Source organism: Acinetobacter sp. LMB-5, from assembly GCF_001541635.1.
GTDB lineage: Bacteria > Pseudomonadota > Gammaproteobacteria > Pseudomonadales > Moraxellaceae > Acinetobacter > Acinetobacter pittii.
Genome location: NZ_LRDR01000018.1, coordinates 39179 through 51885, shown reverse-complemented (window position 1 = coordinate 51885; position 12707 = coordinate 39179). Strand labels below are relative to the sequence as shown.

11 protein-coding genes and 1 pseudogene are annotated in these 12707 nt (G+C 35.8%); 7 read left to right on the top strand and 5 right to left on the bottom strand.

What is annotated here, in order from left to right; translation table 11 throughout:
* Positions 1–244: 244 nt before the first annotated feature.
* Together AW165_RS17850 and AW165_RS17845 are read right to left on the bottom strand one after the other, a co-directional pair.
* Positions 245–802 carry a peptidylprolyl isomerase gene (locus AW165_RS17850; protein WP_060466619.1) on the bottom strand — a complete coding sequence of 186 codons (558 nt, stop codon included), beginning with the start codon at positions 800–802 and terminating at the stop codon, positions 245–247.
* Between the two features lie 160 nt (positions 803–962).
* Positions 963–2033: an alpha/beta hydrolase gene (locus tag AW165_RS17845; protein ID WP_060466618.1), complete on the bottom strand. Its 1071-nt coding sequence runs from the start codon at positions 2031–2033 to the stop codon at positions 963–965.
* A gap of 210 nt (positions 2034–2243) precedes the next feature.
* Here AW165_RS17845 and AW165_RS17840 point away from each other — a divergent pair, with 210 nt between their 5' ends.
* Positions 2244–2570 (top strand): hypothetical protein, encoded by a 327-nt coding sequence (locus AW165_RS17840; protein WP_060466617.1) that lies wholly within the window; start codon positions 2244–2246, stop codon positions 2568–2570.
* A gap of 169 nt (positions 2571–2739) precedes the next feature.
* On the opposite strand, the gene AW165_RS17835 is transcribed toward AW165_RS17840, so the two are convergent.
* Together AW165_RS17835 and AW165_RS17830 are read right to left on the bottom strand one after the other, a co-directional pair.
* Complete coding sequence (locus tag AW165_RS17835; protein WP_000733015.1) at positions 2740–2970, bottom strand: hypothetical protein; 231 nt, start codon at positions 2968–2970, stop codon at positions 2740–2742.
* A gap of 391 nt (positions 2971–3361) precedes the next feature.
* Positions 3362–4228 (bottom strand): MBL fold metallo-hydrolase, encoded by an 867-nt coding sequence (locus AW165_RS17830; protein ID WP_060466616.1) that lies wholly within the window; start codon positions 4226–4228, stop codon positions 3362–3364.
* Positions 4229–4334: 106 nt separating this feature from the next.
* On the opposite strand from AW165_RS17830, the gene AW165_RS17825 reads away from it, so the two are divergent.
* The 6 genes and pseudogenes from AW165_RS17825 to AW165_RS17800 all read left to right on the top strand — a co-directional run bounded on the left by AW165_RS17825 (position 4335) and on the right by AW165_RS17800 (position 10821).
* Positions 4335–5228 carry a LysR family transcriptional regulator gene (locus tag AW165_RS17825; RefSeq protein ID WP_005804902.1) on the top strand — a complete coding sequence of 298 codons (894 nt, stop codon included), beginning with the start codon at positions 4335–4337 and terminating at the stop codon, positions 5226–5228.
* Between the two features lie 162 nt (positions 5229–5390).
* Entirely contained in the window at positions 5391–5945 is a 555-nt protein-coding gene (grpE, locus tag AW165_RS17820; protein ID WP_002115470.1) for a nucleotide exchange factor GrpE, read from the top strand.
* Positions 5946–6063: 118 nt separating this feature from the next.
* Positions 6064–8004, top strand: coding sequence for a molecular chaperone DnaK (gene dnaK / locus AW165_RS17815; RefSeq protein WP_002115449.1), 1941 nt, complete (start codon positions 6064–6066; stop codon positions 8002–8004).
* Between the two features lie 329 nt (positions 8005–8333).
* Complete coding sequence (locus tag AW165_RS17810; protein ID WP_060466615.1) at positions 8334–9239, top strand: matrixin family metalloprotease; 906 nt, start codon at positions 8334–8336, stop codon at positions 9237–9239.
* A 137-nt stretch (positions 9240–9376) separates the two neighbouring features.
* Positions 9377–10345 (top strand): annotated as a pseudogene (locus tag AW165_RS17805) (M57 family metalloprotease).
* Between the two features lie 101 nt (positions 10346–10446).
* Entirely contained in the window at positions 10447–10821 is a 375-nt protein-coding gene (locus AW165_RS17800) for a hypothetical protein (protein WP_014207668.1), read from the top strand.
* Between the two features lie 63 nt (positions 10822–10884).
* Here the strand turns inward: AW165_RS17800 and AW165_RS17795 are convergent, their stop codons facing one another.
* On the bottom strand, positions 10885–12177 hold the full coding sequence (locus AW165_RS17795; RefSeq protein ID WP_060466614.1) for a lytic murein transglycosylase: 1293 nt from the start codon (positions 12175–12177) through the stop codon (positions 10885–10887).
* Positions 12178–12707 lie beyond the last annotated feature (530 nt).

Genomic DNA, 12707 nt, shown 5'->3' with positions numbered 1-12707 from the left:
AAGTTGTTCTTCAATTCTCTTAATGATTTTTCTGCTCTTCGTCAGAGACAGAATTCAACGCAATACTAAGCTTTCATCTTAACCCTGTAAGCTAAGATATTCTCGTGTATCGCGTCGGGATGAGTGCATTATAGGGAAAAAAAACTGGTACGCAAGCACTTTTATAAATATGCACGTTCGACCGGTTCTTTTTCAGCCAAAAAAAATCTCAAAAACAAACAAATATATGATTTATATAGTTAATTTATTTTTGAAGAGTTTTAAACTTTATATCTACTATCTTTATAGACTGTTTTGGTACGTTTTGATGCATGCCATAGTTTGATGTAGGGACCTGAACAATACGGTCAACCACATCCATTCCTTTAATTACTTTTCCAAAAACTGCGTAACCCGCATTACCCGCAGAACGATTTAAAAAATTATTATCTGCAACGTTTATGAAAAACTGACTAGTAGCTGAGTCAGGATTTGCAGTACGAGCCATCGCCAACGTTCCGCGTGTGTTAGCAATTCCATTTCTAGCTTCATTTTTGATAGGTGCTCGCGTAGTCTTTTCCTGCATATTTGCAGTAAGTCCACCGCCCTGCACCATAAAACCAGGAATTACGCGGTGAAATATCGTATCTTTATAAAAGCCTGACTTTATATAGTCTTTAAAATTCTTCACACTGTTTGGTGCTTTATCATCATAAAGTTGTATTTCAATGTTGCCTAAATTTGTTTGCATTTCAACTAAAGTGTCAGCCCAGACTGAATGGCTGCTTATACCCAAACAACATAACATTAATAATTTTTTCATATCTTCCTACAATAAAATGCAAAACTTAATGATGAAAGATAAATTTAATCATCTATATAAAAGAATTCTAGTGAGTATTTATTATCTTTTATTTAGTACTTTATATTTTAGATTTGAGTATTAGTCCACGTTCCACGTGAAACATGGACTAAGCTTTTGTTTAACTATTTTTATCCCAGAACTTTCTGAAGTTCTTACTGATCTCGATAGTATATCTTTTTGCCTTTTTAGAAATAGGTGTCAAATTTATAAAACCATGTGTTTGATCTGAATATTCTTCATAATGCATTTTGACGCCATTTTGTCTTAGCTTATAGCTATAAATTTTCGCTTCATCATGCAATACGTCATGACCAGCCGTAATCACGAAAGCTGGCGGGTTCTTTTTCAAATTACCATAGGTTGGAGAAATAATCGGATCGTCTAATTCTACATTATGCTGAGTTGCATAATATTGGGTAACATAATTGATATCATTATCTGTTAAAACCAATCCTTCATTATAGGCATAGAAAGAAGGATGTCGGCTTTTAAAATCAACTGTAGGGTAAATGAGAAGCTGTGCTTGTGGAGCATAAGGTTTATTTACTGATCGTTGAGCCACAACCGTACTGATATTGCCGCCTGCACTATCCCCTGCTACAGCAATACGATTTTTTAATATTTTTAGTTGTCTGCGATTTTGATATACCCAAGCTAATGCATCTTCACATGATTGGATTAAATGTTGAGGTGAGACCTCAGGTGCAAGTGGATAATCAATACTGAGTACTTGTACTTTTGCATATTTTGCCAATATACGACAAACCTCATCATGAGTATCTAAACCACCTACAACGAACCCTCCCCCGTGATAGAAAACAATCAGAGGTAATTTTTTATTCGGTGAAGGATGATAGTGTCTTGCGAAAACAGTTCCACTTTGAAGCGGCAAACGAATGTCTTCCACTGAATCAATTTCAGTTGATTTCTGGCGTATAGCCAACATTTGTGTATCAAACTGCCGTCTAGACTCAATAGGATCTGAACCAATGAAACCAATACGTCCCTGTTTAATTTGTACGGCCATCATACATTTAGTAAACGAGTCAAGCTCTGGGTATTGGTAGGCATATCCAAGGATTTTGGCAAGTGATTCTTGAGCTAATCGAGGTAACTTATCAAGAGCTCGAGCAGCAGGCCCTTGGCCCTTATCTAGCAATGTTTGAATTTTTTGATTAAATGCTGTCATGCCTATCTCCATGAATTCCTCTTATCCTTCATATTTTCTACAGAATTCTTTGTTGTTTGACTATATTCGCATACAACTCATGTAATCAAGATACAAAGGTAAAAACCAATCTACGCTAATCTGATTTATAGCAAATGTCATTAACAAATCTGTCGTTTAAAACAGAACTTTTTTGCCAATTATTGTTAACAGACAAAAGGAGATTGTGCTATGTCAGCAAAACTAGTTGTTACTTTATTAGCAACCAGTCTTTTAACTGTAGGTTGTGTTGCTTATACAGATGATCCTTATTACCGCGGTGGTTATGCTTACCATGATCATGATGATGATCGCTATGACCGCAATGATGGACGTCGCTATAGTGACTGGGAAAGAAAACGTTGGGAAGAGCGTAAGAGAATATACGAACAACAACGTAAAGATGCTCGCGAACAGGATAGAAATCGTCGTGAGTGGGAAAAAAGACACCGTGAATGGGAGAAGAAAAGATTAGAAGATCGTGATCACAATCATAGAGATTATCATGATGATGACTAAAATCTATTGGAATATGGAAGCCCCAAAGAAAAAATCTCTTGGGGCTTTTTTGTTGAGAAATCCACATTCTCTTGACTATAGAATAATGAGTAGCAGCTCATTTCATATATAAATCGGCATCTTGAATATATGTACTCTATAATCTTTTAACTGTTCTTATCGCTAAGAATTACTGAGCAGTTGCAGAACCTGAAACAGAACCAGAAGCACCAGCATCAACTTGACCTGGTTGTGCTTGACCAGAAACACCTGCATCTACACCAACACCAGCTTGTACGCCAGATGGGCTAGCGCTAGTTTGAGCTGAACCTGATGCATTTAAGCCAGCTTCAGATGCACAACCAACAGCTGTAAAAGCAACACCAGCAAGCACTACAGAGATAAGACCTAATTTTTTCATAATCACTTTCCTTTCATTACGACAAACATTTAAATGCAAAGTTCATCTTCGCGCTGCCTATAATTCACAATTTTTTTTTCTGGCGTGCGTATCATTGGTTGTCTTTTGTAGTAATAGAAGTACAAATTGTGCAATTTTTTATTAAAACCTCTTCCTTAGCCTCACCTCTACCTTTTATATAGAAGCTACAACTTAAGCTTTTGTTTATTTTTATCAATTTCTAATTTTTATCTTAGCCTTTTACTCTCGTTAAAAATTTTCTCTTCATAGAAACGCTATATAAGGTGCGTAGAATGTTACAGAGACTTTTTACTTGAAAATGCCTTATTTCATAAAAAAAGCCGGGGATAGACCACGGCTTTTTAGAAAATTTATGGTGTTTCGATTTTAATTATGGCCATTGCATCTCACCTTTTACAACTTTTGCACCTAGTTCTAGGCTATCCACACTCTTCAATGTTGGATATTGTTTCTGCATGAGCTGACTTAGCTCACTCGCATTTTTACTTACTTTGACCGCTTTCTCATAGCTCTTGAGATAGTCGATAGAGAAGTTAACCGCATCCAAACCTTGTGGAGCTCCCTCAACCATATGAGCTGGAACAACTGTTTGAGGTTGGAGTGATTTAATACTTTCTAAAGCTTGAATCACTTCATTGCGATCTTTAACTTTTGGCGTATCTGCCATCCATAAATGAATACCTGAAGAGACAGGAATACCACCTACTACTGCTTTAGAAGAAGGAATCCATAAATAAGTGAGTTCTTTCTTACCTTTAATTTCGATCAACTCATTTTCTAACTTTAAAGTTTTAGCAGTATAAGCTTGAGGCACAATAATTTGACTAGGCGCATTTGCACCCATTTGTGGACCCCAATATTTCACTTTAAGCGCTTGAGTATCTTGGATATGTTTAACAGTTTCTGGCGTTGCGATGATTTGTACATTTGGGAAGTATTGTTTAAATACATCTAAGCCAAAGTAATAGTCCGGATCGCCATAACTTACGAAAATTGTCTTTAGTGTTTTACCGCTATCGAGAATATCGGCAGCAATACGTAATGCTTCAGATTTTGAGAATTGTGCATTCACCAACAGAACTTCTTTATCGCCTTCAATTAAAGTAGAAGTCACGCCGAAATGTTCGGGTTTAGCCAGAAAACTTTGGATTTTCAAATCTTGCGCAAAAGCTGAGGAAGCTACCGTTAAAACAGTAGCAGTTGCTAGGGCTGAAGCAGTTAATTTAAAAAATTTCATTATGTATCTCCAATTTCATGAGAAATACTTTAAATTGCAATTCTTGTAAGGTAAATGCACTAAATTAAGATAAACTGTTGCATATATTGTAATAATGATAAAGCATATGGACACATTAAAAGCCATACACGTCTTTGTTTCTATTGCTCAGCATGGCAATTTAACCAAAGCCGCAGAACACCTAAATTATTCCCGTGCCATGGTTTCACGCTATCTTGAGCACCTAGAGCACACATTCTCAACTCGACTATTTCAAAGAAATACCCGAAAAATATCTCTCACTCCAGCAGGTGAAAAAGCCCTACTCTACTGCGAGAATATTTTACAACAACAGCAACTTTTACAAGAGTTAGCCGCACCCGAACAACATAACGGTACGATTCGCTTTACGTGTGGTTTATTTTTATTTCAATTAGGAGTTGGGGAATGTATTCGCCAATTTAAACAGCAACATCCACATATTCAATTTGATGTATATCTAACTGAAAATACGATGGACTTAATTGATGCTCAGGTCGATTTAGCCTTACGTATAACGCAAAAAGTTGCCGATGGTTTAATTGCACGACCTGTTTGTCAAATCGAGTCTGTATTCTGCGCTCATCCTGATTATTTAAAGCAACACAGCCCCCTCTCCCATCCAAGGCAACTTATTCAACATGAATGTTTAGCTCACCATAGCCAACATCAATTTTGGACACTTTTTGATACTGAACAGCAACCTCAGAACTATCCTTTAAACGTCACCTTTAAAAGTAATGATGTAAATGCTGTTTATGACATGTGTGTACATGCTCAAGGTGTGGCAATGTTACCGACTTTATTAGTTAAAAAAGATTTAAAAGAAAAACGATTGGTGCCTTTATTTAAAAACTTTTCGGCTCCCGAATTAAGTTTGTCGGTGGTATATGCTTCAAGACAACATTTACCCAAAATAACCCAAGAATTTATTGCTTTTATGATCGAAAATTTAGATTTTTACTTAAAACCGCAAAATTAAAAGTTTTAAATTGCCGTGTACGCTTGAATTTTTAGGCAATGCCCATACTTCATCCCTATTAATGAATTACAGCATATGCATGGCAGTTCAGGTTTTACCCAGTAAATGCTGATGCCAAAAGGACTGTACATGTTTAAAAACCCATTTAAACGGAGATCATCAATGGCTAATGAGCAAAATGAGCAAGCTCAAGACATTCAACACGAGCAAGCAGAGCAATCTAATGAGCAAACTCAGGCTGAAGGTGTAGAGCAAGCAAACGACGTTACCGTTGAATCTTTACAAGCGCAAATCACCAAATTAGAAGAAAGCCTAAAACTTGAAAAAGCACGTACTGCAAATGCAGTTTACGAAGCACAAAAAAGTGTAGAGCGTATTCAACGTGAGTCTGACAAGCATAAAGAGACTGTGCTTGAAAAATTTGCAAAAGAGTTACTAGATTCTGTTGATAATTTAGAACGTGCAATTCAAGCGGCTGGTGATGAAGAAACGCCAGTACTTGAAGGTATTAAACTGACCTTGAAGTCGCTGTTAACCACACTTGAAAAATTTGGTGTTGTAGAAGCTGATACGAAAAATGGCTTCAATGCGGATTTACATCAAGCTGTAGGTATTGACCCAAATGCTAAAGCGAATGAAATCGGTAGCGTTTTACAAAAGGGCTATACGTTAAATGGTCGCTTATTGCGCCCTGCTATGGTTATGGTTGGTCAATAAATAATTTTTTGAGAGTTTTTAGATTTTTTTTCGCTAAAACGCTTGAAAAAAATAGATTCACTCTCATATCGGATAACAAGCAAAAACATTGCAAAAGAATTTTTGAGGAAAACGTCACATGGCAAAAATTATTGGTATTGACTTAGGTACTACCAACTCATGCGTTGCTGTACTTGAAGGCGATAAAGTAAAAGTAATCGAAAACGCTGAAGGCGCACGTACAACTCCATCGATCATTGCTTATAAAGATGGCGAGATCTTAGTAGGTCAAAGTGCTAAGCGTCAGGCAGTAACTAACCCGAAAAATACATTATTCGCTATCAAGCGTTTAATCGGTCGTCGTTATGAAGATCAAGCGGTACAAAAAGATATCGGTCTTGTACCTTATAAAATCATCAAAGCAGACAATGGCGATGCTTGGGTTGAAGTAAACGATAAAAAATTAGCGCCTCAACAGGTTTCTGCTGAAATCTTGAAAAAGATGAAGAAAACTGCAGAAGACTATTTAGGTGAAACAGTTACTGAAGCAGTTATTACTGTTCCTGCTTACTTTAACGATGCTCAACGTCAAGCGACTAAAGATGCGGGTAAAATCGCTGGTTTAGACGTTAAACGTATCATTAACGAACCAACTGCTGCTGCACTTGCGTTCGGTATGGACAAAAAAGAAGGCGACCGTAAAGTTGCAGTTTACGACTTAGGTGGTGGTACTTTTGACGTATCAATCATTGAAATCGCAGACCTTGATGGCGACCAACAAATCGAAGTGTTATCAACAAACGGTGATACTTTCCTTGGTGGTGAAGACTTTGATAACGCATTAATTGAATTCTTAGTTGAAGAATTTAAGAAAGAACAAAGTGTGAACTTGAAAAATGATCCACTTGCGTTACAACGTTTGAAAGAAGCTGCTGAAAAAGCAAAAATCGAGCTTTCTTCATCAAATGCAACTGAAATCAACCTTCCATACATCACTGCTGATGCAACTGGTCCTAAACACTTAGTGATCAATGTAACACGTGCGAAACTTGAAGGTTTGGTTGCTGATTTAGTTGCTCGCACTATTGAGCCTTGTAAAATCGCACTTAAAGATGCTGGTCTTTCGACTTCAGACATCTCTGACGTGATCTTGGTTGGTGGTCAGTCTCGTATGCCACTTGTACAACAAAAAGTACAAGAGTTCTTTGGTAAAGAGCCACGTAAAGACGTGAACCCTGACGAAGCAGTTGCAATCGGTGCTGCCATTCAAGGTGCGGTATTGTCTGGTGACAAAACTGACGTTCTTTTATTAGACGTAACTCCATTAACTTTAGGTATTGAAACAATGGGTGGTGTATTAACACCAATCATTGAGAAAAACACGACGATTCCTGCGAAGAAATCACAAGTGTTCTCTACTGCTGCTGACAACCAGCCTGCTGTAGACATTTCTGTTTACCAAGGTGAACGTAAGATGGCTCAACAAAACAAATTGTTGGGTAACTTCCAATTAGGCGATATTCCACCTGCTCCACGTGGTGTGCCACAAATTGAAGTATCTTTCGACATCAATGCTGATGGTATCTTGAAAGTATCTGCTAAAGATAAGAGCACTGGTAAAGAGCAATCGATCCAGATTAAAGCGAACTCAGGTTTGTCTGATGCTGAAATCGAAGCCATGATTAAAGATGCTGAAGCGAATGCTGAAGAAGATCGTAAGTTTGAAGAACTTGCAAAAGCGCGTAACGAAGCTGATGCATTAATTTCAAGCTCGAACAAAGCTGTTAAAGATCTGGGTGATAAAGTTACTGAAGATGAAAAAACAGCTGTAAGCACTGCCGTTTCTGAACTTGAAGCAGCAACAAAAGAAAATGATGTAGAAGATATCAAAGCAAAAACTGAAGCTTTACAAAACATCTTGATGCCTATCACTCAACGTGCTTATGAACAAGCGCAACAAGCTGGTGGTGCTGAAGGCTTTGATCCAAATGCATTCCAAGGTGGTGATGCGGGTCAACAAAAAGCAGATGATGGTGTTGTAGACGCTGAGTTCACTGAAGTTAAAGATGACAAAAAATAATTTGTTTCTTTAATAAAAAACCGTGCTTAGGCGCGGTTTTTTATTGTTTACAAAAAGTAACAATAAGTTTTTTAATGATATTATTCAAATATTTCTGTCAGAAAAATCAATGATAAAAACTAAATATTTAATTTTAAATAATATTTTTTTGTTAAAAAACCACTGTTATTTACTACATTAATTATTTGATTATTGCCAAGTCTGAGAACATCTTTTTTAATTTTTCGACCAATATCACAAACGCCACCTAATCTATTGAGATTTTTATCATTTTGACGAATTAAATTAAGTAGCTAACAATAAGATTTATTTATATTTTTTATTTTGCCATGAAAAAATTTCTATGGTGGGGATTGAGCTTATGCTTATGCATGGGCTTACAAACAACACTTTTTGCTCAAAGCAATCTGCCAATTCATTCATCTCATCAGCCTTTAAAATACCGAATTGCTTTTATTGATCCGCGGTTTCAACTTACTAAAGAACAACTAGTTGAGGTAAGTCGGCAAGCTGCTGAAATCTGGCAAAAAGAAACTGGGAAGACCTATTTTATTTATGATTCACAGGCTCAATTGTCAATTAACTTAATCTATGATGATCATCAAATGCTTAAAGATGAACAACAAAACAATTTAGATGCACTTTTGCAAAAGCAGGAAGCTTGGCGCATTAAAAATGAAGAAATTGTTCTAAACAAACAGCAAGTTGCTCAACTATCAAGTGATTTAAACAAGAAAAAGGTCAGTCTAAAAGTTGAGTTTGAACAATATCAACAAGATGTAACGCGCTTTAATCAAGGAGAACATCAATACTCTAATGCCAATAATTTAAAAGAATGGCAAAAACAACTAGAGCAAAAATCGGAAGAGTTACGAAATGAATCCAATAGTCTAAATTTTAAAATTCAATCACTTAACTTAAAAATTAAAGAGCTAAATCGAGAGCAAAGTGATTTAAGCGCTTTAAAAACACAATTCAAACTAGAGCAGAAAACGAGTATTCAACCCTTCCATAAAGGTTTATTCAGTCAAAACCAAATCCAGATTTACGGCTATGCTTCTTTAAATGACTTACGTTTGACCCTTGCTCATGAGTTCGGGCATGCATTAGGACTAAAACATACTACTGATCCTAAATCATTAATGTATCCACGGTTAAAAGAGCAAGATATTCATAACTTTAAACTAACAGATTCAGATTTAGATTTATTAAGTTCAATTTATAGACCAAATTAAGGAAAAATCATTAAAGTTAAATGATTAAAAAAACTAAATAAAACCAAATATATTAAATTTTTTCTAAAAAATAATTTGGCATTTGGTAAAAAATAATGAGACCAAAGTCTCATTTATTTTTCTGATTTGTACGTTTTTTGATTGATTTTTCATTTTATATTCTTATAATACGTTTTTTTTAAAATCTCCCCCCTTCGATTATGCGTTTAACATCTTTGTTATTAGGCGTAGCCTTTGCTTTTTCTAATTTTCAGGCTAATGCTAATCTTGCAACTCCAGCACATACTCAAATCCAGCAAAAAACAGGTCAACATTTGACTTATAAAATTGCTGATATTGATCCACGTTTTGGTTTAAGCCAAGACCAATTAATTCAAATTAGTCAACAAGCTGCGGACATTTGGAAACAAGGTACTGGACAGGATTATTTTACTTATGATCCAAATGCAAAGTTAGAAATTCGTTTAGTTTACGATAATAGTCAAAGCCGTTCTGAACAGCGTCAAAAAATTGCAGCTCAGTTCCAACAAGAACAGCAACGTGTAATTGATGAACAGCAACAAATTAAGCAATTGAAGCAAACTCTTGGTCAAACTCAGTCTGAGCTTGAAAATAAGAAGCAGATTTTGAATGGCAAATTGAAAAATCTTGACCAACTAATGATGCAACTTAACCAAGGCAAATTAGCACCTGAATACAGCGCTAAATCTTTGGCTAAAACTCAGAAAGATTTGCAAAAACAAACTGTTGCTTTAAAGAAAGAAATTGCTGCATATAATCAGCAAGCTAAAGACTTAAATGTCAAAGTTACTCATTTTAATCAGATTAATAATGAGTTTAATAATTCATTGAACCAATTTAAGCAAAATGCTCAAGCGGATGTCTTTAAAAAAGGTATCTATAACGGCAAACAAATTGTGATTTATGAGTTTAAGTCTATTGATGACTTACGCTTAACGATTGCTCATGAGTTAGGACATGCACTGGGTTTAAAACATAGTGATCAACCAAATGCATTGATGTACTCAGTACGTAAAGATGGTGACAAAAAAATCACTGGACTTACGGATGCTGACCGTGATCTATTAAGTGCTTTACCTCAATAATTAAGAGCTTGATATAAAATGATGTATCTATTTCTATGTAGATACATCGAAATTGGTATCAAAGTCATGTTATTGTGGTCATAAGAGCTAACGAAAATAGAATGGAGATCAAGATGAGTTATTATCATATCCTGATTGAAGTAAATGATCATATCAGCACAATTGAACAGACACGAGATATTGAACTGTTTGATATTATTGAAATTAAACCATACCTCCATTCTATTTTAATTCCCTTTTTCAATGAGCATGAAATCGAGCTTGAGGATGAAAATATCGAATATAAAGATATTCTCCATCTTGAAGTAAAACAGACTCTGTTACCGATTGAACATTTAATTGAAGAAGAGCAAAAGCAATTACCAAGTGATACTGATGTCACGATCACTGCGTATGAAATCTTTAATGATCGTGATTTAAGCCAAGATGTTACGTCAGTTATTTTTGATATTTTGGAAGCAGTTAAATTAGAGTAATCCTCTTATACAAGTACCTATAAAAAAGGTCTGCATGAGCAGACCTTTTTTATTATTTCCAGTTTATTGCATCATTTTTTGAGCTTGTTCTTGACGGAATGCACGTAAAATTTGCTGCCCTGCCCGTCCTGTTGGATTTAAACCTAAACGAGTTTGTTCTTGACGAATAGCTACGCGGGTTTTATCTCCAATAAGACCGTCAACTGCACCAATATCATAGCCACGATTAATCAAAAACTGTTGGATTTCACGACGTTCTGCACGTGAAGTTCCCGGATCATCAGTTGGCCAAGACGCAACAAATGGACCAGCACCTTTTAAACGATCAGATAAATGTGCAATCGCAAGTCCATAGCTTTCCGCAGCGTTATAGCTGTAGATAGCATCAAAATTCTTAAATACTAAAAATACTGGACCATTTATACCTGCAGGTGCCATTAAACCCGCTGAAGTATTGCCAGATAAAGCCCCTTGAACAAGTGGAGAACCATCAATTCGGGTTACCCCTCGTGCACTCCAGCTACTTAAAGCTTTCTTTGAACGTCGCCCTTCTCCATCAATTGACATACCTTGAGGAATTTTGACTTCAAAACCCCACGGCATTCCTGTTTGCCAGCCTGCTTTATTTAAGAAATTAGCCGTTGAAGCCAGTGCATCAGCTGTACTCGACACTAAATCTCGACGGCCATCACCATCAAAATCGACAGCTAAACGTTCATAGGTAGATGGCATAAATTGAGTATGACCAAATGCACCAGCCCATGAACCTTTCAGCTGATCTTCGATTAAGTCACCACGCTGTAAAATACGCATAGTGGCAAAAAACTCAGTGCGGAAATAATTTTGTCGACGCCCTTCACAACTTAAAGTCCCGAGTGCTTGTAATAAAGGATATTTTCCAGAAATATCACCAAAATTACTTTCTACACCCCACACTGCTACAATTGTTTCTGGTGGTACACCGTAGGTTTGAGAAGCACGGTTTAAAACATCTCGATGTTGCGCCAGTTTTTGTTTACCAAGCTCAACGCGCTCTTCATCAACTAGACCAGAAAGATAATCCCAAATTGGTGTCGAAAATTCTGGTTGATAGTTTAATTTATCAATAACTGAATAATCTGGGGTCAAGTTTTGGGTATAACGATCATAAGTTGTACCAGATACTCCAGCAGCAATTGCTTGAGAACGTAAATTTGCCAAACAGCTTTGGAAATTATTATTAGGCGTATAATCTTCACTCGTCACTACTGGAACAGTAGCACTGCTAGATATTGTAGAACCATTAATTACGAGCTCTGCTTGAGCCTGAGTCATCGCTAAAAATACAGAGCCAACAATACAAGAAAAACGTCGCATATTATCCTAGTTCAATTTTTAAATTTAAATTTGTAAGTACCATACCATTATGAGTCCAAAATTTCAGAGAGAAAACGTAAATTTGAATTCATAATCTCTACTTTAAATTCATTTCCCATGTTTTAAATTCAAATTTTCTACTTCATTTTTGAATTTAAAATTCTCTAAATCAAAATTATTAGTTTTGAATTCAAAACCGATACTCAAGTTTAAATTCAAAAGCACTTCTTTAAATTTAAACTACAAACCTCTCTTTATTGTGGATAACTTTATCCACAATACAGCCAAAACACCTTTATTCCTTAATCCTATATCACCTTATTATTTATTACAGGCTATAGCCAATCACCAAAAAACCGTATTTTTTTAAATTTAAAGATCAACCAAAATTTTTAAATTCAAAACCCCATACCAATAGACTTCTATTTTTGAATTTAAAAAGGTACATCCAACTCTCTCATTTAAATTTAAAAATACTTTTGTGGATAACTAATTTTAAATTCAAAAGCACCCAAAACAGTTATTTATAG

Bases quoted from the DNA above. Each gene is read 5' to 3' on its own strand.
- AW165_RS17850 (WP_060466619.1), bottom strand. From the start codon at position 802: ATGAAAAAATTATTAATGTTATGTTGTTTGGGTATAAGCAGCCATTCA.
- AW165_RS17845 (WP_060466618.1), bottom strand. From the start codon at position 2,033: ATGACAGCATTTAATCAAAAAATTCAAACATTGCTAGATAAGGGCCAA.
- AW165_RS17840 (WP_060466617.1), top strand. From the start codon at position 2,244: ATGTCAGCAAAACTAGTTGTTACTTTATTAGCAACCAGTCTTTTAACT.
- AW165_RS17835 (WP_000733015.1), bottom strand. From the start codon at position 2,970: ATGAAAAAATTAGGTCTTATCTCTGTAGTGCTTGCTGGTGTTGCTTTT.
- AW165_RS17830 (WP_060466616.1), bottom strand. From the start codon at position 4,228: ATGAAATTTTTTAAATTAACTGCTTCAGCCCTAGCAACTGCTACTGTT.
- AW165_RS17825 (WP_005804902.1), top strand. From the start codon at position 4,335: ATGGACACATTAAAAGCCATACACGTCTTTGTTTCTATTGCTCAGCAT.
- grpE (WP_002115470.1), top strand. From the start codon at position 5,391: ATGGCTAATGAGCAAAATGAGCAAGCTCAAGACATTCAACACGAGCAA.
- dnaK (WP_002115449.1), top strand. From the start codon at position 6,064: ATGGCAAAAATTATTGGTATTGACTTAGGTACTACCAACTCATGCGTT.
- AW165_RS17810 (WP_060466615.1), top strand. From the start codon at position 8,334: ATGAAAAAATTTCTATGGTGGGGATTGAGCTTATGCTTATGCATGGGC.
- AW165_RS17800 (WP_014207668.1), top strand. From the start codon at position 10,447: ATGGAGATCAAGATGAGTTATTATCATATCCTGATTGAAGTAAATGAT.
- AW165_RS17795 (WP_060466614.1), bottom strand. From the start codon at position 12,177: ATGCGACGTTTTTCTTGTATTGTTGGCTCTGTATTTTTAGCGATGACT.